The 21847-nt window shown below is 65.4% G+C and carries 21 protein-coding genes; 18 read left to right on the top strand and 3 right to left on the bottom strand.

Annotated features, from left to right (window positions below):
* Window positions 1-33 precede the first annotated feature (33 nt).
* The 12 genes from rsxA (at window position 34) to thrC (ending at window position 11857) form a co-directional block, all read left to right on the top strand.
* Window positions 34-615, top strand: a complete 582-nt coding sequence (rsxA, locus tag VWP12_RS10585; protein WP_410474090.1) for an electron transport complex subunit RsxA — start codon at window positions 34-36, stop codon at window positions 613-615.
* On the top strand, window positions 615-1205 hold the full coding sequence (rsxB, locus tag VWP12_RS10580; RefSeq protein WP_410474089.1) for an electron transport complex subunit RsxB: 591 nt from the start codon (window positions 615-617) through the stop codon (window positions 1203-1205). Before rsxA ends, rsxB begins: the two co-directional genes overlap by 1 nt.
* Window positions 1198-2949 (top strand): electron transport complex subunit RsxC, encoded by a 1752-nt coding sequence (gene rsxC, locus VWP12_RS10575; protein WP_410474088.1) that lies wholly within the window; start codon window positions 1198-1200, stop codon window positions 2947-2949. The genes rsxB and rsxC overlap by 8 nt, the downstream gene beginning before the upstream one ends.
* Window positions 2946-3989 carry an RnfABCDGE type electron transport complex subunit D gene (locus tag VWP12_RS10570; protein WP_410474087.1) on the top strand — a complete coding sequence of 348 codons (1044 nt, stop codon included), beginning with the start codon at window positions 2946-2948 and terminating at the stop codon, window positions 3987-3989. Before rsxC ends, VWP12_RS10570 begins: the two co-directional genes overlap by 4 nt.
* Window positions 3990-3993: 4 nt before the next feature.
* A complete protein-coding gene (locus tag VWP12_RS10565) occupies window positions 3994-4992 on the top strand; it encodes an RnfABCDGE type electron transport complex subunit G (RefSeq protein WP_410474086.1) in 999 nt (332 codons plus the stop codon).
* Window positions 4989-5690 (top strand): electron transport complex subunit E, encoded by a 702-nt coding sequence (locus VWP12_RS10560; RefSeq protein ID WP_410474085.1) that lies wholly within the window; start codon window positions 4989-4991, stop codon window positions 5688-5690. Before VWP12_RS10565 ends, VWP12_RS10560 begins: the two co-directional genes overlap by 4 nt.
* A 126-nt stretch (window positions 5691-5816) precedes the next feature.
* Entirely contained in the window at window positions 5817-6551 is a 735-nt protein-coding gene (locus VWP12_RS10555) for a dienelactone hydrolase family protein (protein ID WP_410474084.1), read from the top strand.
* 456 nt (window positions 6552-7007) lie between these two features.
* Window positions 7008-7997, top strand: coding sequence for a PDC sensor domain-containing protein (locus VWP12_RS10550; protein ID WP_410474083.1), 990 nt, complete (start codon window positions 7008-7010; stop codon window positions 7995-7997).
* 24 nt (window positions 7998-8021) lie between these two features.
* Window positions 8022-9083 carry a beta-N-acetylhexosaminidase gene (nagZ, locus tag VWP12_RS10545; protein WP_410474082.1) on the top strand — a complete coding sequence of 354 codons (1062 nt, stop codon included), beginning with the start codon at window positions 8022-8024 and terminating at the stop codon, window positions 9081-9083.
* Window positions 9084-9105: 22 nt separating this feature from the next.
* The gene (locus tag VWP12_RS10540; protein WP_410474081.1) at window positions 9106-9681 is read left to right on the top strand and encodes a hypoxanthine-guanine phosphoribosyltransferase; all 576 of its coding nucleotides are present in this window, start codon (window positions 9106-9108) and stop codon (window positions 9679-9681) included.
* Between the two features lie 35 nt (window positions 9682-9716).
* Complete coding sequence (locus tag VWP12_RS10535; RefSeq protein WP_410474080.1) at window positions 9717-10487, top strand: S-methyl-5'-thioinosine phosphorylase; 771 nt, start codon at window positions 9717-9719, stop codon at window positions 10485-10487.
* Between the two features lie 203 nt (window positions 10488-10690).
* The gene (thrC, locus tag VWP12_RS10530) at window positions 10691-11857 is read left to right on the top strand and encodes a threonine synthase (RefSeq protein ID WP_125197850.1); all 1167 of its coding nucleotides are present in this window, start codon (window positions 10691-10693) and stop codon (window positions 11855-11857) included.
* A gap of 230 nt (window positions 11858-12087) precedes the next feature.
* Here thrC and VWP12_RS10525 read toward each other — a convergent pair whose 3' ends face one another.
* The gene (locus tag VWP12_RS10525) at window positions 12088-12753 is read right to left on the bottom strand and encodes a c-type cytochrome (protein ID WP_125197851.1); all 666 of its coding nucleotides are present in this window, start codon (window positions 12751-12753) and stop codon (window positions 12088-12090) included.
* Window positions 12731-14101, bottom strand: coding sequence for a sulfite dehydrogenase (gene soxC / locus VWP12_RS10520; RefSeq protein ID WP_410474079.1), 1371 nt, complete (start codon window positions 14099-14101; stop codon window positions 12731-12733). The genes VWP12_RS10525 and soxC overlap by 23 nt, the downstream gene beginning before the upstream one ends.
* Window positions 14102-14518: 417 nt before the next feature.
* On the opposite strand from soxC, the gene VWP12_RS10515 reads away from it, so the two are divergent.
* The 6 genes from VWP12_RS10515 (at window position 14519) to VWP12_RS10490 (ending at window position 20355) form a co-directional block, all read left to right on the top strand.
* Window positions 14519-14989 (top strand): molybdenum cofactor biosynthesis protein MoaE, encoded by a 471-nt coding sequence (locus tag VWP12_RS10515; RefSeq protein ID WP_240031375.1) that lies wholly within the window; start codon window positions 14519-14521, stop codon window positions 14987-14989.
* Between the two features lie 12 nt (window positions 14990-15001).
* Complete coding sequence (glp, locus tag VWP12_RS10510) at window positions 15002-16195, top strand: gephyrin-like molybdotransferase Glp (RefSeq protein WP_410474078.1); 1194 nt, start codon at window positions 15002-15004, stop codon at window positions 16193-16195.
* A complete protein-coding gene (moaC, locus tag VWP12_RS10505; RefSeq protein ID WP_410474077.1) occupies window positions 16192-16680 on the top strand; it encodes a cyclic pyranopterin monophosphate synthase MoaC in 489 nt (162 codons plus the stop codon). Before glp ends, moaC begins: the two co-directional genes overlap by 4 nt.
* Window positions 16681-16930: 250 nt before the next feature.
* Entirely contained in the window at window positions 16931-17944 is a 1014-nt protein-coding gene (moaA, locus tag VWP12_RS10500; RefSeq protein WP_370271283.1) for a GTP 3',8-cyclase MoaA, read from the top strand.
* Window positions 17945-18104: 160 nt separating this feature from the next.
* Window positions 18105-19529 carry an NfeD family protein gene (locus tag VWP12_RS10495; RefSeq protein WP_410474076.1) on the top strand — a complete coding sequence of 475 codons (1425 nt, stop codon included), beginning with the start codon at window positions 18105-18107 and terminating at the stop codon, window positions 19527-19529.
* Between the two features lie 40 nt (window positions 19530-19569).
* Window positions 19570-20355 carry a slipin family protein gene (locus VWP12_RS10490; protein ID WP_370271284.1) on the top strand — a complete coding sequence of 262 codons (786 nt, stop codon included), beginning with the start codon at window positions 19570-19572 and terminating at the stop codon, window positions 20353-20355.
* Window positions 20356-20450: 95 nt separating this feature from the next.
* Here VWP12_RS10490 and VWP12_RS10485 read toward each other — a convergent pair whose 3' ends face one another.
* Window positions 20451-21686, bottom strand: a complete 1236-nt coding sequence (locus VWP12_RS10485; RefSeq protein WP_125197858.1) for an Npt1/Npt2 family nucleotide transporter — start codon at window positions 21684-21686, stop codon at window positions 20451-20453.
* Window positions 21687-21847 lie beyond the last annotated feature (161 nt).

Below are 21847 nucleotides of genomic sequence, written 5' to 3'. Positions count from 1 at the left end.
CGCAGCGGTTTCGCATCACTCCGGTAGGTGGCCTTGACGGAATACATCCTCATCCTGATCAGCACCATCCTGGTCAACAACTTCGTGCTGGTGAAGTTCCTCGGCCTGTGCCCGTTTCTTGGGGTGTCGAACAAGGTCGAGACCGCCATCGGCATGTCGTTGGCGACCACCTTCGTGCTCACGCTCTCGGCGATCGCCAGCTACGTCACGCATTCGTGGCTGCTCGAGCCGCTGGGGCTCGGCTACCTGCGCACGATCATGTTCATCGTGGTGATCGCGGTGGTGGTCAACTTCACCGAGATGATGGTGCGAAAGACCAGCCCGCTGCTGCACAACGTGCTGGGCATCTACCTGCCCCTGATCACCACGAACTGCGCCGTGCTGGGCGTGGCGTTGCTCAACGTCCAGGAAGCCAACAGTTTCGTCGAGTCGGCCCTGTACGGCTTTGGCGCCTCGGTGGGCTTCTCGATGGTGCTGATCCTGTTCTCCGCCCTGCGTGAGCGCCTGGCGGCCGCCGACGTGCCGGCGGCCTTCGAGGGCGTGCCGATCGCCTTGGTCACGGCCGGGCTGATGGCGCTGGGCTTCATGGGCTTTGCCGGCATGGTGAGCGTCTGATGTGGGTGGCAATCCTAGTGGCGGTCGGTATCGCGATCCTGTTCGGGATCCTGCTGGGGCTGGCCGCGCAATTCTTCCGGGTGGAGGGCAACCCGCTCGCCGATCGTATCGACGAGCTGTTGCCGCAGACGCAATGCGGCCAGTGCGGTTATCCCGGCTGCAAGCCGTACGCCGAGGCGATGGCCAAGGGCGAGGCGGATATCAACCGCTGCCCGCCGGGTGGCGAGGCGACCATCCGCAACCTGGCCGACCTGCTGGAGGTGGATTTCAAGCCACTCGACGACGAACTCGAGGTCCAGGAGGTCAAGACGCTCGCCATCATCGACGAGGAGGTCTGCATTGGCTGCACCAAGTGCATCCAGGCCTGTCCGGTCGATGCGATCCTCGGGGCTGCAAAGCAGATGCACACCGTGATCGAGGACGAGTGCACCGGCTGCGAGCTCTGCGTCGAGCCCTGCCCGGTCGACTGCATCGACATGGTGCCGGTCGAGGAGGGCGTCGAGGCCTACCGCTTCCCGATGCCCGAATCCGCCCACCCGGTGCCCACCCGCGGCCCGGCCGCCCGCCAGGAGGCCGTCGCGAATGCCTGAGGCGCGCGCCACCATCTCCCCGGGGCTGCACGGCTTCCACGGCGGACTCGATCTTGACTACCACAAGGCGCCGGCCATCGATCGGCCCATCGGCGAGATGCCGCTGGTCGACGAGTACGTGCTGCCGCTGCACATGCACATCGGGGCGCCGGCGATCCCGGTGGTCGCCGTCGGTGACCACGTCCGCCGTGGCCAGCTGCTGGCCCGCCCCGACGATTTCATCTCCGCGGCCATCCACGCCCCGACCTCCGGGGTGATCCAGGCGATCGAGCCGCGTGGCCTGCCGCATCCGGGCGGGCTTTCCGCGCAGAGCCTCGTGCTGGCCGCCGACGGCGAGGACCGCGAGGCCGAGCCGCTCGATCCCTGGCCCGATTACGTCGACAAGAGCCCGGTCGAGATCCGCTCGCGGCTGCGCGAGGCGGGCATCGTCGGTCTGGGCGGGGCGGTGTTCCCTACCGCCGTTAAGCTCGCCACCGCCAACCCCGGCGGGGTCGAGACGCTGGTGCTCAACGGCGCGGAATGCGAACCCTACATCTCCTGCGACGACCGATTGATGCAGGAGTCGCCCGAGCCCATCCTGCGCGGCGCGCAGATGATGCTGCATGCCGTTGGTGCCTCGCGCTGCCTGATCGGTGTCGAGGACAACAAGCCACAAGCGATCGAGGCCCTGCAGGCGGTGATCGACCGGCTGGCGGCCGAGGAGGACGAGCGGCGCTTTGCGATCAAGGTGGTGCCGAGCATCTACCCGGCCGGCGGCGAGAAACAATTGATTCGCACGCTCACCGGCATCGAGGTGCCGCGCAATCGGCACGTCACCGATTACCAGTTGCTGTGCCTGAACGTCGGCACGGTGGCCAACAGTTGGCACGCCGTGGTCGAGGGGCGGGCGCTGACCGAGCGGGTCGTGACCGTCACCGGCGGCGGGGTGGCCGAGCCCCGCAATTTCCGGGTGCGCATCGGCACGCCGATGGCGAAGGTGATCGAGGCAGCCGGCGGTTACACCGAGGGCGTCGACCGGTTGCTGATGGGCGGGCCGATGATGGGCTTTGCCCTGCACGAGGACGAGGTGCCGGTGGTCAAGGCGACCAACTGCCTGTTGGCGATGCGACCGGTCGACCGCGACCCGACCCCGCCACCGCAGCCCTGCATCCGCTGCTCGCGCTGCTCGGAGGCCTGCCCGGCGGATCTGTTGCCGCAGCAGCTCTACTGGTACGCCCGGGCCCAGCAGTTCGAGCGCAGCCACGACTACCACCTGTTCGACTGCATCGAGTGCGGGGTCTGTTCGGCGGTCTGCCCGTCGCACATCCCGCTGGTGCAGTACTTCCGCCACGCCAAGACCGAGATCTGGTCGGCCGAACGCGAGAAGGCCAAGGCCGAACACGCCCGCCGCCGGTTCGAGTTCCACAACGAGCGCATCGAACGCCAGAAGGCCGAGCGCGAGGCCGCCCTGGCCAAGAAGCGCGCCGCGATCAAGGCCGCGCAGGAGAAGGCGGCGAAGCAGGGTGACAATGCCGGCAACAAGGCGGACGTGGCCCCCGCCAAGGCGAAGGCCGCTGACGGTGCGCCCGCCGCGTCAGCGGCCGGCGAGGGCAAGTCCGCCGCCGCGCTGAGCATCGAGGCGGCCCGTGCCCGCGCCAAGGAGCGCAAGGCGCGCGCGCAGCAGGCCCAACCCGCGTCGGACGACACGAAGGGCGCCGAGTCTCGGGCAAGCGACGCGCCCGAAGGACCGGGAGGGTCGTCATGAAGTTTCCGGTGCAGACCTCGCCCCACGTCGAGGCCCCCTCGAGCGTCGCCGACGTGATGACCGTGGTGCTCTGGGCCCTGGTGCCCGGTACGGTCGCGGCGATCTGGTTGCTGGGCTGGGGCGTGCTGTTCAACGTGGCCCTGGCTGTGGGCGCGGCCTGGTTGGCCGAGGCCCTGATGCTGTGGCTGCGCGCCCGCCCGTCCAAGCCCGCGCTGACTGACCGCTCGGTGCTGATCACCGGCTGGATACTCGCGTTGTGCCTGCCCAACCTGGCCCCCTGGTGGTTGCCGGTGGTGGGCGCGGTGTTTGCCGTGGTGGTCGCCAAGCAACTCTACGGCGGCATCGGCTACAACCTGTTCAACCCGGCGATGGTCGGCTACGTCGTGCTGCTGGTCTCCTTCCCCGAGGCGATGACGCGCTGGGGCGCGCCGGTCGAGGGCGGGGCGGCGAGCCTCTCGCTTGCCGAGGCGGCTCAGTGGACTTTCCTCGGCGTGCTGCCGGGCGCCACCGCGTTCGATGCGTTGAGCCAGGCGACCCCGCTCGACCAGTGGCGCATGGTGGTCACGCAGGGCGGCGACATCACCGGGGCGTCGATCTGGCAGGGCGGGGCCTGGTCAGTGTGGCTGAACCTCGCCTTTCTGGCCGGCGGCGCCTGGATGCTCTACCGCGGCGCGATCCGGTGGCACATCCCGGTCGCGATGGTCGCCGGGGTGCTCCTGACGGCCGGCTTGCTCTGGGGTATCGATCCCGAGCGCTTCGCCGATCCGCTCTTTCACCTGGTCGGCGGCGGGGTGATCTTCGGGGCGCTGTTCGTTGCCACCGACCCGGTCACCGCGTCGACCACGCCGCGCGGGCGACTGGTGTTCGGCTTCGGCATCGGCGTGCTGGCCGTGCTGATCCGCAGCTTCGGCAACTACCCCGACGGGGTCGCCTTCGCCATCCTTTTGATGAACCTGGCCGTGCCCCTGATCGACTACTACACCCAGCCGCCGGTCTTTGGCCGCAAGGGTCGGTCGGGCAACGGGACGGAGGGCCGCTGACGTGATGAACCTGGAATGGCGTCGCGTGGTGATCACCGCCGTGGTCCTGGCCGTTTTCTTCGGCCTTGGGGTGGGCTTTGTCGCCTACACCCAGCAGAAGACCGCCGACCAGATCGAGCTCAACCGCCAGGCCGTGTTGCTCGGCCAGATCATGGCCGTCCTGCAGGGCGAGGGTCACGACAACAACCCGGCCGAGGATGCCTTCCTGCTGCCGGACCCCGAGGCCCTCGACCTGGGCGCGCCGGTGATCGAGGCGAGCGCGGGGGAGGTCAGGCCCGAGGCGCTTTCCGTCGAGGCACGCGAGCGGGCCATGAACGCCGGCCAGCTGGGTTTTCGTGCTCGCCAGGACGGCGAGGTGGTGGCGGTGGCCATCCCGGTGGTCACCCATCGAGGTTACAGTGGCGATATCCGCCTGCTGGTGGGAATCAAGCCCAACGGCGAGCTCACCGGCGTGCGCGTGCTCGAGCAGAACGAGACCCCGGGGCTGGGCGACAAGATCAAGGCGGACAAGACCGACTGGATCGAGGGCTTTGCCGGGCGTCGCCTGGGCGACCCGCCGGCCGACGCCTGGGCGGTCAAGAAGGACGGCGGGGTATTCGACCAGTTCACCGGGGCGACCGTTTCGCCGCGCGCGGTGGTGGCGGCGGTCAAGCAGGCCCTGGAATACGCCGAGGACCACCACCGCCTGCTGTTCGACCAGGTCCCGACGACTCGGGAAGGTCTGCAGGAATCCGATACCGCTCTGCGCGTCTTGAGCCGGGCAGATGCAAGGCGCTCGTCCGCCGCGGAAGGGTTGTTCCCTTTACCAAGGACGACAACGCAGCAGATGCCCGGCTCAAGGCGCGCCCTGCGGGGCTTGGCGAGTCGCCCGTGCTCCGTGTTGCGATGTCTTGACGTGACCGCCGGCACGCCGGTGACATCGCGCCTTGATCACGAACGACTCGCCAAGCCAGAGTGGCATCGGATTCCTGCAGACCTTCCCAAGGGAGGAAGACGAGCATGAGTGACCCGCGCCTGTCCGAACTGGCCCTCGACGGGCTGTGGAAGAACAACCCCGCGCTGGTGCAGGTGCTGGGGCTGTGCCCGTTGCTCGCAATCTCCAACACCACGGTCAACGCGCTGGGGCTGGCGATCGCCACGCTGGTGACCTTGTTGGTTTCGAATGGCGTGGTGTCCCTGATTCGCGACTGGGTCCGAGCCGAGGTGCGCCTGCCGGTCTACGTGATGGTGATTGCCTCGGTGGTCACCATTATCGAGCTGACCATGAACGCCCATTTTCACGAGCTCTACAACACGCTCGGCATCTTCATCCCGCTGATCGTGACCAACTGCATCATCATCGCGCGCGCCGAGGGGTTCGCCTCCCGCCACGGCGTCGGCGTGTCGCTGTTCGACGGTTTCGTGATGGGGATGGGCTTCGGTCTGGTGCTGGTGGTGCTGGGCGCCATGCGCGAGCTGATCGGCTTCGGGACCCTGCTCGACGGCGCCGACCAGCTGTTCGGGCCGATCGCTGTCGACTGGGGCGTGCGGGTGCTGCCCGAGCAGATGACCTTCCTGCTGGCACTGATGCCGCCCGGTGCCTTCATCGGGCTGGCCCTGTTGGTCGCTTTCAAGCAGGCCATCGACCAACGCTCGGTCCGCCGTGCCCGCGCCGCCAGGGCAGCCCGGTCGGCCGAGCCGGCCGCTGAGGCGGTCGGCTGATCCTGCATTTGCCGCGGGCGGCTGCTAAGACTCTTTCCTGTTGTGCCGACGCCTTGTCCCGGTTCTCCCCGGGGGCGGGGCGTCGGCTCGATCGTGCCGATACCAACGTTCCCAAGGAGATGATTCATGGCCGCAGAAATCAAGACCGAGGAGCTCGAGTACCGCTCGGACGACCTGACCATGAAGGGCCTGGTCGCCTACGATGCCAACGCCGCCGGCCCCCGGCCGGTCGTCTTGGTGGTGCCGGAGTTCTGGGGGCGGACCGCCTACATGGAAAAGCGGGCCCGTGACATGGCCGAGGCCGGCTATGTCGGTTTCGCCATCGACCTCTACGGTGAGGGCCGCGTCACCGAAGACGCGGGCGAGGCCACCGAGCTGATGAATCAGGCCTTGGCGGATTTCGAGGGGTTGAAAACCCGTTATCGGCTCGCGATCGAGGCGATCAAGCGCCATGACGCCGTCGATGCCGAGCGGCTTGCGGCGATCGGTTACTGCTTCGGCGGCGCGGTTGGTCTGAGCATGGCCCGCCAGGGCGTGCATCACGACGCGCTGGCGACGTTCCACGCCGGCATCAGCGGGCTGGCGCCGATCGCCGGGACGATCGACACGCCCACCTGGATATTCACCGGTGAGGACGACCCGATGGCCGAGCCGCAGGAGGTCGAGCGGGTCGCCCAGGAGATGCGGGACGCCGGTGCGGCGGTGCAGGTCACCCGCTACCCCGGGGTCAGTCATGCCTTCACCAACCCGGGCGCCGACGAGAAGGCCGAGAAATTCGGTCTGCCGCTTTCCTACGACCAGGCCGCCGACCGCGATTCGCTGGCGAAGACACTGGAATTCTTCGCGGAAAGGCTCGACTGAGCAGCGATCCACGCTGGGGCGCCGCAATGATCGCTGCACCACGAAGGGGCAGCGGCTTGCCAGCAGGGCCGTTGGCATTGCTCCGCACCCTGACCGGGGGGCTGGCCGCTAAACCGCGTCACGATGCGGTTATACCCCTGCCATCCGGGTGTCACGAACGCCTGGCATGCTTCTCGCTGTTAGTGGTTTGCCAAGGCGACGCGCCGTCCTTCATCGGTTCCCGGTGTGACCCGTTTGGTGCTCTTTGACTCCTCCTTGCTGGGCGCCCCTCGTGGGCGCCTCTTTTTTGCCGACGATGGGCTGCGCCGTTTGACGCCATGCCGGCTCGAGGAGATCGGGGCACGCGGAGAGGCGCCATATTCCTGCAGACCGTTCCGCACGTGGCCGGTCTGCTCGGGTTAAACTGCCCGTTTGGGTCGTTGCCCACCCCCACTCTCGTTGCCAGCCAAGGACATCATGCATTCGGCCAATTACATCAGCACCATCGACCGCTACCACGAGCAATCGCGCTCGATTCGCGAACTGATCGAATCGATCATCACCGGCATCGGCGAGCCACGCCTGCTCACGGATCAGGCGGCCCTGCATTCGGTGACCGAGAAGCTGATCGATCTCTATCCCTTCGTCGACCTGGTCTACCTACTGGACGAGGAGGGGGTGCAGGTCGCCGAGTACGGGGCTGACGAGACCGGCCATGTCAATCGGGCGATGGGGCGAGGTAAGGGCACCGATCGCAGTCAGCGACCGTATTTCAAGTTCTTTCAGGAGGGGGAGTACGTCCACCTGACCGAGCCGTATCTGTCCTCGGCCTCGCGGGATCTGTGCATCTCGGCGACCCTGCAGATCGAACACCAGGGCCGCGTGGGTTACCTGGTCATCGATGTCGACCTCGAGGCGATGATCAGCTTCCTGCTTGGTGACACCCTGCGTCGGCGTATCGAGCCATTTTTTCGCGCGCTCTACGGTTTGTTCGCCGCGGCGATGCTGATGGTGGCTGGCGTGCTTTTCTACAGCAGCATGAGCGAGTTGGTCCACGCCTTGATGGAACCCGGCTGGGCGGCTGAACTGCGACTCAAACCATTCGAGGTGATCGTCGTTCTGACATTGGCCATGGCGATCTTCGACCTGGCCAAGACGGTGTTCGAGGAAGAGGTGCTGATGGAGAAGGATGTCCATCGCCACAGCACCGTGAGACGAACCATGACGCGCTTTGTCGCGGCCATCCTGGTTGCCATCCTGATCGAAGGCCTGTTGACCATGTTCAAGGTGTCGATGGGCTACTCGGATCAGGGAACGGTGGCTACCCTGATGGTGTTCGCCGCAGCGGCCCTGTTGGTGGCGCTGGGCTTGTACGTGTACCTCGGCGCACTCGCCGAGCAGGCCTTGCTGGGCAACAATGGCCGCAGTCGGCGCTGGCGCAACGTTCGCAACCGGCGCGACCACTGACCCATCCCGCGGAAGGAAACCGGCATGACCGCACTAGGCCCCTTGATGATCGATCTGGCCGGCCCGGAGATCACTCCGGCAGACCGGCGTCGACTGCAGCATCCATCCACGGGCGGGGTGATCCTGTTCGCCCGTCATTTCGAGGGATGGGCGCCGCTTGCCGAACTGATCGCCGAGATCCGCGCCCTGCGACGGCCGCATCTGCTGATTGCCGTCGACCAGGAAGGTGGGCGCGTACAGCGTTTCAAGGGCGACGGCTTCGTTGCCTTGCCGGCGATGGGGCGTCTGGGTGATCTGTTCGACGAGGATCGTCAGGCCGGCCTCGAGGCGGCCCGGTCGCTGGGCTGGTTGATGGCGGTGCAACTGCGCGAGGTCGGAGTGGACCTGAGCTTCGCCCCGGTCCTCGACCTGGACCGCGGCATCAGCGGGGTAATCGGTGACCGGGCCTTCGACGAATGCCCCGAGGCGGTGATCGCGCTGGCGATCGCCTGGACCGGCGGGATGCAGGATGCCGGCATGGCCGCCGTGGGCAAGCACTATCCCGGCCATGGCGCGGTGGCGGCCGACTCGCACATCGCCCATCCGGTCGATTCCCGTCCGCTCGCGACCATCGAGAAGACCGATCTGCGTCCGTTCCGGGCGATGGCCGAGCGGTTGATTCCCGGTCTGATGGTCTCGCACGTGGTCTACCCGAAGGTGGACGCCCGGCCGGCCGGGTTCTCGCCTGTCTGGGTGCGCGAGATGCTGCGTCAGCAGTGGGGCTACGAGGGTGCGGTGTTCAGCGACGATCTCACCATGGCGGCCGCATCGGCCGTGGGCGAGATCGAGGACCGCGTCGAGCAATGCCTGGCGGCCGGTGTCGACATGGCGCTGATCTGCAACCACCCCGAACTGGTGGACCGGGTGCAGAAATCGCTGGCGTTTTCGCCCAATCCCCAGCGTGAGGCCCGGCTCGCCCGGCTGTTCGGTCACGGTCCGGTCCCCAGCGAGGGGAAGCTTGCCCATTCGCCGCGTTATGCCGAGGCACTGCGGTGGATCGAACGGCTTGGCGTGGACGAGCCCGACCTGTTTCCCGACCGCGCCTGAACCCCTCCCACCGGAGAACGTCATGCAAGTGAGCGCTAACCTTCGCCAGCAGTCCGACGAGCTTGATGCGCTGCTGGCGCGCTGTGAATGCCTGGTGAGCGCCGAGGCAATGCAGACGGCTTACGCGCGCCTGGCCGGGGAGGTCAACCAGCAACTTGCCGGGCGGGTGCCGGTGGTGCTCGCGGTGATGAATGGCGGCTTGATCAGTGCCGGGCAACTTCTGCCGCGATTGGATTTCCCGCTGGAGTTGTCCTACCTGCACGCCACCCGCTACCGAGGGGCGACCACCGGCGGGGCGCTCAAGTGGCTCGCGCAGCCGGACATCGAGTTGGCTGGTCGCGAGGTGTTGCTAGTTGACGACATCCTCGACGAGGGGCATACCCTGGCGGCGGTGCGAGAATGGTGCCTCGATGCGGGTGCGGCCCGGGTATGGATCGCAGTGGCAACCGATAAGCAGCATGATCGCAAGGTGCCGGGGCTAGCCGCGGACTTCTGTGGCGTCCCGGTGCCTGATCGCTACATCTTCGGCGAGGGCATGGATTACCATGGCTACTTTCGCAACCTGCCGGGCATTCATGCCCTTCCCGAGGGGGAGTGAGCCGGCGGGTGACTTGAATCGACGGGAGGACTGACGTGCATCTGGCAATCATCGGCGGGACAGGACTCTCCCAGATCGAGGGGATCGACGAGGTGCGCCACCAGGTGGTTCCCACGCCATTCGGTGAGCCTTCCGGGCCGGTGACCATTGGCCGGATGCAGGGCTGCCAGGTGGTCTTCCTGCCGCGTCACGGCTACAACCACCGTATCCCACCGCACCAGGTCAATTACCGCGCGAACATCTGGGCGCTACGAGAGCTCAAGGTGAGCCGTATCCTGGCGGTGGCCGCCGTCGGCGGGATTCACCCGGACATGGGGCCGGGTGCGCTGGTGGTGCCCGATCAGTTGATCGATTACACCTGGGGACGCCCATCGACCTACTATGAAGGGGACCTCGACTCGGTCACCCACGTCGACTTCACTTATCCCTACGATGCCTCCCTGCGCGAGGCGTTTCTCTCGGCCGGCCGGGCGCTGGACCTGCCCATGATCGATGGGGGCACCTATGGTGCCACCCAGGGGCCGCGGCTGGAGACGGCCGCCGAGATCCGGCGGCTGGAGCGCGACGGCTGCGACGTGGTCGGCATGACCGGCATGCCGGAGGCGGTGCTGGCGCGCGAGGCCGGCATCGACTACGCCAGCCTGAATGTCGTCGCCAACTGGGCAGCCGGGGTGCACGACGGCGAGACCGTCTCGATGAAGGAAATCGAGAAGACGCTTTCCACCTCGATGCGTCAGGCGCGCCGGATCCTCAAGCAGATCCTCAGTGGCGAGGATCAGATGCTCTGCCGCACCAAGGCGGGCTAGGGGCAGGGCCCCGCTCGGCCCGGGGCCGGCCTCGACTCGATCAGGGGCGGCCTTCGCGTTATCGAGGCGCCTCATCGCCAACCCGCCCCCTGACAGTTGCGGGTTGGCAGGGTAAAATGCCAGCAAATCATCTGCTCGCCGCCAGGCTGTGGCCCGAATAATGGGGTCCGGTCGGGCGGCGCGTCATTCCAAGTGAGAGTCCCATGACGCATCAAAGCCGCTACACCGGTCTGCTGGATCGGTATCGTGACCGCCTGCCGCTGTCCGACGACACCCGTCTGATCAGCCTGGGCGAGGGCGCCACGCCACTGATTCGGCTGCACAACCTGCCGAAGGTGCTGGGGCGCTCGGTGGACATCTACGTCAAGTACGAGGGGCTCAACCCGACCGGCTCGTTCAAGGACCGCGGCATGACCATGGCGGTGACCAAGGCGGTGGAAGAGGGCTCCAAGGCCATCATCTGCGCCTCGACCGGCAACACCTCGGCGGCGGCTGCCGCCTATGCCGCGCGTGCCGGCATCACCGCCTTCGTCATCATCCCCGATGGCAAGATCGCCATGGGCAAGATGGCGCAGGCCATGATGTATGGCGCGACCATCCTGCAGATCCGCGGCAACTTCGATGACGGCATGCGCCTGGTCAAGGAAGTCGCCGAAGAGGCGCCGGTGACCATCGTCAACTCGGTGAACCCGTACCGCCTGCAGGGCCAGAAAACCGCCGCCTTCGAGATTATCGAGGAGCTGGGGCGCGCACCCGATTACCACTGTCTGCCGGTAGGCAACGCGGGTAACATTACCGCGCACTGGATCGGCTACTGCGAGTTCTCGGCCACCTCGGGAGACCACGTGACCGAATCCTGTGCCTACTGCAACGGCAAATGCCCGTTTGCCGGCGGCGGCTCGGGTGGCAATCGGCCCAAGATGGTCGGCTACCAGGCCAGCGGTTCGGCGCCCTTCATGCGTGGTGAGATGGTCGACGATCCGGACACGGTTGCCACGGCCATCCGCATCGGTCACCCGCAGAGCTGGGATCGTGCCTGGAAGGTGATGGAGGAGTCCGGCGGTTGGTTCGCCGAGGTCTCCGACGCCGAAATTCTCGCCGCCCAGCGCATGCTGACCCAGCACGAGGGCATCTTCTGCGAGCCGGCGTCGGCCGCCTCACTGGCTGGCCTGATCAATGATCTCGAGGCCGGCAAGATCCAGGACGGCTCGAGCATCGTCCTGACCTTGACCGGTAACGGCCTGAAGGACCCGGATACGGCCATCGCGCAGTGTACCGGTGACATGCCGGGTGTTGAGAAGGCGACGATGGTGACCATCGATGCCGACATCGACTCGGTACGCAACGCGATTCTCGGCTTCATGAAGTAAGCTCTCGATTACGGAGCCCTCCCGAAGACCTCGCCTAGGCGAGGTCTTTTTCGTTGTGGCTGGCCAAAGCATCCGGCAGTGAGCCGGTAGGTTTCGCGCATCACTGTGGTGTGTCGGGGATGTCGATAGCGCCTCCATGGGGACGAGAGCCGCTGGATTATCCATCAGGCACAAAAAAGCCCCGCCGGATGGCGGGGCTGGTCGTTTCTGCTTGGGCAGGGGGAGGGTGTTTAGCCGCTCACGCCCTCGACAGCAGAGTAGACGACTTCCGGCTCTTCGTCGGTGCAGTCGCTCATGCAGCGCTGGTTGTTCGTGTCCGGACGGGTGTCGGTCACGAAGTACTCAGCGGACGGCATTTCAACGTCGGCCAGCGTCTCGTCGCTGCAGGTGAAGTCCATGTCGACGATGCCGCCCAGGTTCAGCACGTAGCAGGTGACGGCGTAGGACTCGTCAACGCCCATGGTGCCCGGTGCGTAGAACGGCATGTGGCGCTTGATCATGTCGAACAGCGTCGGGGCGTGGCCCCAAGCGTTGTTGACGCCACGGTTGCCGACGCCGTCCAGACCCTGCTTGAGGGAGTTGATGAACTGCGGCATCGGGTCGCCGGCCATCTTCGGGTAGCCCTCGGCACCTTCGCCGAAGTCACCGTGACACATGGCGCACTGGGCCTGGTACGGCTGCTCACCGTCGGCGACCGAACCAGAGCCTTTCGGCAGGTTGGTGCCGTCGTAGAACACACTGATGTCCCACGGCTCGATGGCCTTGTCGGTAATGTTCTTGCCGATGCCGTTAAAGCCACTGGCGTGCTCGGCTGCGATGCCGGCGGTGCTCAGGCCAAGGGCCATGGCACCGGCCGCGAGACCCAGCCCGAACTTAGAAGTTTTCAATTTGGACATTCTTCACCTCGCCGGTCTTCTCGATTTTCCAGGCCTGAATGGAGTTCTTGTGGTAGATGCTGTTGAAGCCGCGAACCTTGCGCAGTTGCATCAGGGTCGGCTGAACGTAGCCGGTCTCGTCGGTGACACGGCTCATGATCAGGTGCTCGTCACCCTTCCACTCGAACGGGAGCTTGAACTTGGTCACGCACTTGCTCAGTACGGGCTCGACCAGTTCGGCCTCCTGCCAGTTCTTGCCACCATCGACGGAGACGTCGACGTGAGCGACCTTGCCACGGCCCGACCAGGCAATCCCGCGGATCTCGTAGGCACCCTTGCCCTTCATCTGGTAGTCCGGGCACGGGTAGTTGATGACCGAGTTGGCCTCGTTGACCAGGGAGAACTGGCGGATAGTGCCATCCGGCAGCGGCTCGATGTAGTGACGAGTCTCCTGGTAGGTAACCAGCGGCTTGTCGACGAACTTGATGCGGCGCAGCCACTTGATCGACATGTTCGCTTCGCAGCCCGGGAGCAGGAAGCGGATCGGGTAGCCGTTTTCCGGACGCAGCGCTTCGCCGTTCTGGGCGTAGGCGATCATGGCATCCTTGTACATCTCGCAGCTGTCGGCCGGGAGCGGCTCGCCGAACTGGTCCTTGGCGCCTTCCATCGGGATGGAACGCTGGAGGGCCGAGCCGTCGGTGCCTTCGGCGTACAGCCAGGTCGACTTCGGATCGACGCCGACGTATTCCATCAGGTCAGTCAGCTTGACGCCGGTCCACTCCGAGCAGCTCATCATGCCGTGGGTGAATTGCATGGAGTCCATCTGGACGCCGCGCCATTCCATTGCACCGTTGGCCGGGCACTCGAGGAAGTGGATGGCAGTGTGCGACGGCATGCGCTTCAGATCATCCATCGAGAAGATCATCGGCTTGTCGACCATGCCGTGGATGACCAGCTGGTGGGTCTCCGGGTCGACGTCGACGGCACCGGCGTGGTGACGCTCGAAGTGCAGACCGTTCGGCGTGATGATGCCGTTGAGATCCTGCCACGGGGTGAAGCTGATCGACGCGACAGTGTCGGCGGTCAGCCAGCTGACGTTGCGGCGAACCACGTCCTTCTCGAACTTGGACGGCATGCCGTAGGGAACGGACACGACGCCACGGCCGAGAATGTTGCGAGTCGGACCGTCTTCCAGCGGCTCCTTCACGGTCTCCAGGTCGACGTCGCCGTAGGCATTGCCGGCGGCTGCAGCTGCAGCGCCGGTTGCCGCGAGCGCGACGCTCTTGCGGAGGAATTTGCGACGGTCGCTGGAAGCCACGCCCTCGCGGGCATCGCTCTGCGGCGTCTGATCAAGTGTGGTTTCTGACATTGCTCACTCCTGCATCGTAGGCAATTGGTCGGATCAACGTAAATTCGATCCATTCCGTGCCCCCCGGTTCTCCGACAACCGAAAGACGCGTGTTTTTGAGGACATGCCGGCGGCTCGCCGATGTCGACAATGACCCGCTATTGTTCATGGGTCTTCGAGTCGGGTCAATCCGAACAGGGTTCCCCGATCGATGGCCCGATCAAAAAATTGAACCGGCAGCAATCTACATCAGAGGGTTCTAATTAACAACCGCGTGCGGGTTCGAACATTTAATGGGGTATCAGCCCGATCGGTTCGCGTGTTGCCAAAGGCATATGGGATCGCGCCCGCATGCGGCTGACGTGTTTCAGCCTTGGCGCTAGGCATCTGGGTCGTTATAGTTTGCTGGAAATATCCAACAGGGCAGCGACCTCCACCGTGTTCCGTTCCATCCGTGTCCAAGAAGCCGATTTCGACATTGGCGGTGTCCTCGGCGAATTGCGCTCGCAATGCGCCCATGTCGGGGCGGTTGCCAGTTTTCTCGGCACCGTGCGCGATATAAACGATGACCTGGAGGTCAGCGATCTCGTCCTCGAGCATTACCCGGGCATGACCGAGCGCGCCCTTGAGCGTGTGGCCGATGAGGCGATTTCGCGGTGGCCATTAGCCGGCGTGAGCATCGTTCACCGCGTGGGTCATCTTCGGCCCACGGATCAGATCGTGCTGGTCGCGGTCGCCAGTGCCCACCGAGCCGATGCGCTCGATGCCTGTACCTTCATCATGGACTACCTCAAGACCCACGCGCCGTTCTGGAAGAAGGAGGTCGACCCCGAGGGCAACACCCGCTGGGTGGATGCGCGCGAGAGCGACGAGGCTGCCCGCCGGCGCTGGTTTGCCGATTTCGACTGAGGAGAAGGTTGCGTGGAATCCGTCGAGGACGTCATTAAACGGCTGAGCGAGTGGATCGAGCCACTGGCAGAGGTTGAGCAGGTGCCCGTGCTCGAGTCGGTTGGCCGCGTGCTGGCCGAATCGTTGGCCGCCCCCCGTGACGTCCCGATTGCGCCGTTGAGCCTGTTTGACGGTTACGCGGTGGCCGGGCCGTTGGTGACCGGCGAGTCGTTGCCCGTGGAAGGCAAACAGTTCGCCGGCGACGCGCCGGCAACCCTTAAGCCCGCCACCGCCATGCGCATCTTCACCGGCGCCCTGTTGCCGAAGGGCGCGGACACCGTGATTGCGCAGGAGTCGGTCGAGATCAATGCGGGTCAGGCGCGTTGGCTCGAGGATCTGTCGATCGGTGCCGGCGTGCGTGCCACCGGGGCCGATACGCGAGAAGGGCAGGTGCTGCTCGAATCCGGCACGCGCATCAGCGTCCCGCAGATAGGGCTGATCGCCAGTACCGGCGAAGCCACGGTGTCGGTCCGCCGGCGGGTGCGGGTTGCGCTGCTGACCACCGGCGACGAGCTGTTGGCACCGGGTGACCCGTTTTTGCCGGGCAGGATCTATGACGCCAACGGGCCGATGCTCGAGGCGCTGCTGCGTGCCGCCGGGGTCGAGATCGTCCAGCGTGCCTGTCTGCCGGACGACCGCGAGGTGATCGATACCCAATTACGCCAGGCGGCACAGGCCGATCTGATCGTCACCTCCGGTGGCGTATCGGTGGGCGAGGCCGACCTGGTGCGTGCCGGCGTCGAGGCGCTGGGGCGCATCGATCACTGGCGCGTCTTTCTCAAGCCGGGCAAGCCGCTGGCGATTGGCGAGGTGCTGGGTACGCCGTTTCTCGGTCTGCCGGGTAACCCGGTCTCCACCTTTGTGACCTACCTGCGATTTGTGCGCCTGGCGATCGACCGGCTGGCCGGCCAGACCGATCCGGGTGCCTGGCCGACACAGTGGTTGCCGCTGGCCGCTGCCCGTCAGGGCGGTGATCGACCCGAGTACATCAGGGTGCGCCGCATCGAGGTCGAGGGCCGATTGATGCTTGAACCCTACCCGGACCAGAACTCGGGGTTGCTCAGTTCGCTTGCCTGGGCCGATGGCCTCGCGTTGATCCCGCCCGATGAGCGTCTAGCCGCCGGCGATCCGGTCGAATACACCGCCTTCAAGGAGATTGGCCTATGAGCCGCACACTGACGCACCTGGACGAGAAGGGCGAGGCCCGCATGGTCGACGTCGGCGACAAGGCGCACACCCAGCGAGTCGCCGTGGCCGAGTCGCGTATCGTCATGCAGCCGGAGACCCTGGAACTGATCCTCTCCGGCGGCCACAAGAAGGGCGACGTGCTGGCCACGGCGCGGATCGCCGGGATCATGGCGGCCAAGCGCACCGGCGATCTGATCCCGATGTGCCACCCGCTGATGTTGACCAAGGTGAAGGTCGAGCTTACCCCCGAACCCGATCGGCACGCCGTTCACATCACTGCCGAATGCGCGGTGACCGGTCAGACTGGCGTGGAGATGGAGGCGCTGACGGCCGCTTCGGTGGCTGCGCTGACCTTGTATGACATGTGCAAGGCGGTCGATCGCGGCATGGTGATCGAGCAGACGCGTTTGCTGGAAAAGCGGGGCGGTAAGAGTGGTCACTGGCAGGTGGGCGCCGCGCCCTGACGCCCTATGCCGGCGCTAGGGGCGATGTCGGCGGATGCGTTCGGTTTTTCCCGCCATAACGCTTGCATTTTCGAGCGCGGCTGATACCGTTATGTCCAAGTGAACATGACGCACGTTTCACTTGCTCCTGCATCGCAGGTCCCGGTCGAGGCCGATTCCGACCCCTCGGTCTCGCCCGGGCCCATTTCCCGCGCGGCGGGCTGTCACGCCCGCTGCGCACGTTGAAGACACCCATGCCACGGATGTCGGCATGGTCCAGGCAAGGGCTGACGAGAAAATGCAGCAGTTGACCGACCCGTTTGGCCGCTCCATCAACTACCTGCGGCTGTCCGTAACGGACCGCTGCGACCTGCGCTGTTTCTACTGCATGCCGGAGGGCTTCAAGGACTTCGAGGTGCCCGAGCACTGGCTGACGCCCGATGAGATCGAGCGTCTGCTGGGGGTGATGGCCGACATGGGCCTGTCCCACGTCCGCATTACCGGCGGCGAGCCGCTGGTGCGAAAGGGCATCGAGGATATCGTCGGTCGGGTGGCGGCGTTGCCCGGCATCGAGGACGTCTCGCTGTCGACCAATGCCACCCGCATGAACAAGATGGCCGAGTCGCTCAAGGCCGCGGGCGCCGACCGCATCAACGTCAGCCTCGACACCCTCGATCCCGAGCGCTTCAAGTCGATCACCAAGGGCAAGGTGGACAAGGTCCTCGACGGACTGGCCGCCGCAAAGGCCGCCGGTTTCTCGCCGATCAAGATCAACGCGGTGGTGATGAAGGGCATCAACGAGTACGACGTCGAGGACCTGCTCGACTACTGCATCGATAACGGCTTTACCCTGCGGATGATCGAGACCATGCCGATGGGCGAGACCGGCCGCGACGCGATCGATCACTACGTCAGCCTGCAGGACGTCAAGAAACGCCTGAAGGCGAAGTACGACCTGATCCCGGCGGTCAACTCGGTCACCGGTGCCGGCCCGGCGCGCTACCTGCAGGTGGCCGGTACCGACACCATGGTTGGCTTTATTACCCCGATGTCCGAGCATTTCTGTGAGACATGCAACCGCGTGCGCCTGTCCTGCGACGGCACCATGTACATGTGTCTGGGCCAGGAGGAGAGCTTCTCCTTCCGCCCGCTCCTGCGAAAGGGCATCCCCGACGACGAACTCAAGGAGGCGCTGATGCAGGCGATCGCGCTCAAGCCCGAGCGTCACGAGTTCACGGAAAAGCCCGAGAAGGTGATCCGTTTCATGTCGATGACCGGCGGCTGATCGCCGAACAACGCCACCGACACCTGCGAGGGCCGCCCATCGGGCGGCCTTTCTCGTGGTGGGCGCCGACTCTGCTGCCCGGGGCCGGCCAATGACCTATGCTGTTGCCATGTCCCGGCGGCAGACGCCGTCCGTTGCCGGATGGGAAGGGGGAGTCCCCATGAAGGCTGCATTTTCAGAACGTCCGTCTCGCGCCTTCTGGCGCCGGCTGGCATGGTCGTTTTTGATCCTAATCGGAGTGGTCTGGCTGGCCGTCGCCGCGGCACAGGAGGATCGCCGGCAAGCCGTGCTGCTGACGGTGCAGGACGCAATCACCCCAGCGACCGCCGACTACGTGATGCGCGGGATCGAGTCGGCCGAAGCACGGCGTGCCGAGCTGGTCGTCCTGCAGCTCGACACGCCCGGCGGGCTCGATACCAGCATGCGTTCGATGATCCAGGCCATCCTGCAGGCGGACGTGCCGGTGGCGAGCTATGTCCACCCGGCCGGCGCACGCGCCGCCAGTGCCGGGACCTACATCCTCTACGGCTCGCATATTGCGGCGATGACCCCGTCGACCAATCTCGGTTCGGCCACACCGGTGCAGATGGGCGGTGGCGGATTGCCCGGCATGACACCGCCCGAGGAGACGGGTGACGATAGTGACGAGAAGGCTGCCGATTCGACTGACGGTGGCGAGGATGCTGGCGATACCCCGCGTCGCGGTGGCGATGCCATGGAGCGCAAGGTGCTCGAGGATGCGGTGGCGTACATCCGCGGCCTGGCGGAACGGTTCGATCGCAACGCCGACTGGGCCGAGTCGGCAGTACGTGAAGGCTTCAACCTCGGGGCGCGCGAGGCGCTCGAGCGCAATGTCATCGACGTGGTGGCCGAGGACCTCTCCGACCTGCTGGTCCAGCTCGATGGCCGCGAGGTGGTGGTCAACGGGGCGAGCCGGACCTTGTCGACACAGGGCATCGAGGTGGTCCGAGAGGACCCGGATTGGCGCGCCAAGCTCCTGGCGGTGATCACCAACCCCAACATCGCGTATATCCTGCTGTTGATCGGGATCTACGGCATCATTTTCGAACTGGCCAACCCGGGCGCGATCGTGCCCGGCACGATCGGCTCGATCGCCCTGATCCTGGCCTTCTTTGCCCTGCAGGTCATGCCCTTGAACTACGCGGGCCTGGCGCTGATCCTGCTCGGTATCATCTTCATGATCGCCGAGGCGTTCGTGCCCAGTTTCGGCGCGCTCGGCATCGGCGGTCTCGCCGCCTTCACCGCAGGATCCATCATGCTTTGGGACGACCCCAACCTGAATGTGGCATTGCCCCTGATCATCGGCGTCGCGATTGCGATCGCCGGTTTCTCGATCTGGGTGCTGGGACGTTTTCTCGACGTGCGACGCAGACGCCCGGCGACCGGTTACGAGGAGATGATCGGCATGCAGGGGATCGCCAAGGAAGATTTCGAGAGCACGGGCCGGGTGTTCGTCCACAGCGAGTTGTGGACGGCGGACAGCCGCCGCCCGGTACGAGCCGGTCAGGCCGTGCGGGTGGTGGCGATTGACGGCCTGCGCCTGACCGTCGAACCAATCGAGTAGGCCATTATCACGGGCCGTCGGGCCCATGGAGGGAAGACAGATGCTGGGCAATTTCGGATTTCTGATCGTACCGCTGATCGTGCTGGTCGCGCTCATCGCCATGTCGTTGCGCGTGCTGCGCGAGTACGAGCGTGGCGTGGTGTTCTTCCTCGGCCGGTTCCAGCGCGTGAAGGGGCCGGGCCTGATCATCGTCATCCCGGTGATCCAGCAGATGGTCAAGGTCGATTTGCGGATCATCACGCTGGATGTGCCGAGCCAGGACGTGATCTCACAGGACAACGTCACCGTGCGGGTCAATGCGGTGCTCTACTTCCGCGTCGTCGACCCCGAGCGCGCCGTGATCCAGGTGGAAAATTACAACCAGGCCACCAGCCAGCTGGCGCAGACCACGTTGAGGTCGGTGCTCGGCAAGCACGATCTTGACGAGATGCTCTCCGAGCGCGACAAGCTCAACAACGACATCCAGGGCATCCTCGATCAGCAGACCGATGCCTGGGGCATCAAGGTGGCCAACGTCGAGATCAAGCATGTCGACCTGGATGAATCCATGATCCGCGCGATCGCCCGCCAGGCGGAGGCCGAGCGCGAGCGGCGTGCCAAGGTCATCCACGCCGAGGGTGAACTGCAGGCCGCCGAAAAACTGGTGCAGGCCGCCGACATGATGAAGGACAGCCCCGCCGCGCTGCAGTTGCGCTACCTGCAGACCATGGCGGACATGTCCACCAACGGCAAGACCAGTTCGGTGTTCTTCCCCTTGCCGATTGAGCTGACCAACGCCTTCCAGGAGTTCACCGGGCATTTCGCGCAGAAACGACCCGAGGGTTGATCGGTTGGGACGTTGCGTTGATTCGCGGGCAATGCCGGATTCCCCACAGGCCCGACGACTTACCAGTCGTCGGGCTTTTTACTGGGGCGCCAATTTCAGCGGGTCTCCCCCAGAGCCTCGGCCCGGTCGAGGATGTTGCGATACCGGCTCCCCAACTGGGTGAGGGCGGCCATCCACAGCAGACAGATGGCGACGACCACCCAGGCGAGTTGCGTGGCCTCCAATGGCCACGGCAGCCACTGAGTCAGCAACAGGATCAGCAGCGAGCCGGCCACCTTGAATAGCCGGTAACCGAACATGTCGATCCAGGCCTTGGCCCGGAACATTAGTAATGGCTCGATGGGGACGTACAGGAGTTCCTTGGAGGCGCGGTTGATCGAATACGAGAGGCCGCGGTCGGCGATCTTGAGAAACGCCCCGGCCTGCAGGGTGGCCTGCGACAGGTACACGAAACTGCCGACCACGACCGCGATCGGTTGGGCGAATAGGCCGCCGAGCACCCCCAGCCAGCGATGCACCAGTGGCGTGATCAGCAGATTGATGCCGATCGCCACGGCGCTGAGTACGCCGAAGAACGCGCCCAGATATGCTGTGCGCGCGTCGCGATCGGTGACGGTCGCCTCGACCACCTTCATGAACTGGTATTCGATGATCGGCTCGGCGATCTGCGCCAGCAGCAGGATTCCCGCGATCAGCAACAGGTAGGGATGACGCAGGATCGCCCGCCAGTCGCCGGTTGTATGGGCGGCGTGATTGGTCACGCCGGGTTTCTCGCGGTAGAGGCCAGTGCGGCCCATCAGCAGGGTCAGGCCGGCGATCAGGCCGATGATGGCCGCGGCGATCGGCAGCAGATCCATCGTTTCCAGTCCGGCCTGGCGTATCCATGCACTGGAGGCCATGCCGCCCGCGACCCCGCCCACCAGCCCGCCGGTAGCGATAAACCCGTACCAGCGCTTGCCCTCGCGAGTGGAGAAGATCGTGTTGGTCAGGCTCCAGAACTGTTCCACCAGGATCACGCTGACCATGTCGACGAACACGTAAAAGGCGAATGCCCCGGCGAAACCACTGCCGTTGAGAAACGGGTAGAACCCCAGCAGTATCGTGATCACCACCGCACAGGTGCCCAGAACCACGTGGATGCGCGAATAGCGTGCGATCAGGCGGTGGTAAATGCCGATGGTCAGGGCCAGGGCCGTTGCCGTGGCAATCCAGACGTAGGGCAGGGCATCGGCACCCAGCGCGGTCAGGAACAGCGAACGGCTCGCCGGCTTGAGGTGGTAGACCGCGGCGATGATCAGGAAGAAGTTCGTGAACAGCAGAACGCGTCGCATCAGCCACGGGTGGCGTGAACCGCCACCCGGCGGCTCTGGGCTTTCGGCTCCGGGGCCACCGGGGTCAGGGTGTTTCGATCGTGTCAGCAGGTTCACGTGCTTCCTTTGACGGGACTATCTCCATGACTTTACGGCATTAATGGGGTACTGTTCGGGACAAT

Source organism: Guyparkeria sp. TX1, assembly GCF_046523965.1.
Taxonomy (GTDB): Bacteria; Pseudomonadota; Gammaproteobacteria; order Halothiobacillales; family Halothiobacillaceae; genus Guyparkeria.
This window is presented reverse-complemented; position numbering and strand designations above follow the sequence as displayed.

Bases quoted from the DNA above. Each gene is read 5' to 3' on its own strand.
- VWP12_RS10570 (WP_410474087.1), top strand. From the start codon at position 2,946: ATGAAGTTTCCGGTGCAGACCTCGCCCCACGTCGAGGCCCCCTCGAGC.
- thrC (WP_125197850.1), top strand. From the start codon at position 10,691: ATGACGCATCAAAGCCGCTACACCGGTCTGCTGGATCGGTATCGTGAC.
- VWP12_RS10495 (WP_410474076.1), top strand. From the start codon at position 18,105: ATGAAGGCTGCATTTTCAGAACGTCCGTCTCGCGCCTTCTGGCGCCGG.
- moaC (WP_410474077.1), top strand. From the start codon at position 16,192: ATGAGCCGCACACTGACGCACCTGGACGAGAAGGGCGAGGCCCGCATG.
- VWP12_RS10525 (WP_125197851.1), bottom strand. From the start codon at position 12,753: ATGTCCAAATTGAAAACTTCTAAGTTCGGGCTGGGTCTCGCGGCCGGT.
- VWP12_RS10490 (WP_370271284.1), top strand. From the start codon at position 19,570: ATGCTGGGCAATTTCGGATTTCTGATCGTACCGCTGATCGTGCTGGTC.
- VWP12_RS10550 (WP_410474083.1), top strand. From the start codon at position 7,008: ATGCATTCGGCCAATTACATCAGCACCATCGACCGCTACCACGAGCAA.
- VWP12_RS10565 (WP_410474086.1), top strand. From the start codon at position 3,994: ATGAACCTGGAATGGCGTCGCGTGGTGATCACCGCCGTGGTCCTGGCC.
- rsxB (WP_410474089.1), top strand. From the start codon at position 615: ATGTGGGTGGCAATCCTAGTGGCGGTCGGTATCGCGATCCTGTTCGGG.
- VWP12_RS10540 (WP_410474081.1), top strand. From the start codon at position 9,106: ATGCAAGTGAGCGCTAACCTTCGCCAGCAGTCCGACGAGCTTGATGCG.
- moaA (WP_370271283.1), top strand. From the start codon at position 16,931: ATGGTCCAGGCAAGGGCTGACGAGAAAATGCAGCAGTTGACCGACCCG.
- rsxC (WP_410474088.1), top strand. From the start codon at position 1,198: ATGCCTGAGGCGCGCGCCACCATCTCCCCGGGGCTGCACGGCTTCCAC.
- nagZ (WP_410474082.1), top strand. From the start codon at position 8,022: ATGACCGCACTAGGCCCCTTGATGATCGATCTGGCCGGCCCGGAGATC.
- VWP12_RS10485 (WP_125197858.1), bottom strand. From the start codon at position 21,686: ATGCGACGCGTTCTGCTGTTCACGAACTTCTTCCTGATCATCGCCGCG.
- soxC (WP_410474079.1), bottom strand. From the start codon at position 14,101: ATGTCAGAAACCACACTTGATCAGACGCCGCAGAGCGATGCCCGCGAG.
- VWP12_RS10555 (WP_410474084.1), top strand. From the start codon at position 5,817: ATGGCCGCAGAAATCAAGACCGAGGAGCTCGAGTACCGCTCGGACGAC.
- VWP12_RS10560 (WP_410474085.1), top strand. From the start codon at position 4,989: ATGAGTGACCCGCGCCTGTCCGAACTGGCCCTCGACGGGCTGTGGAAG.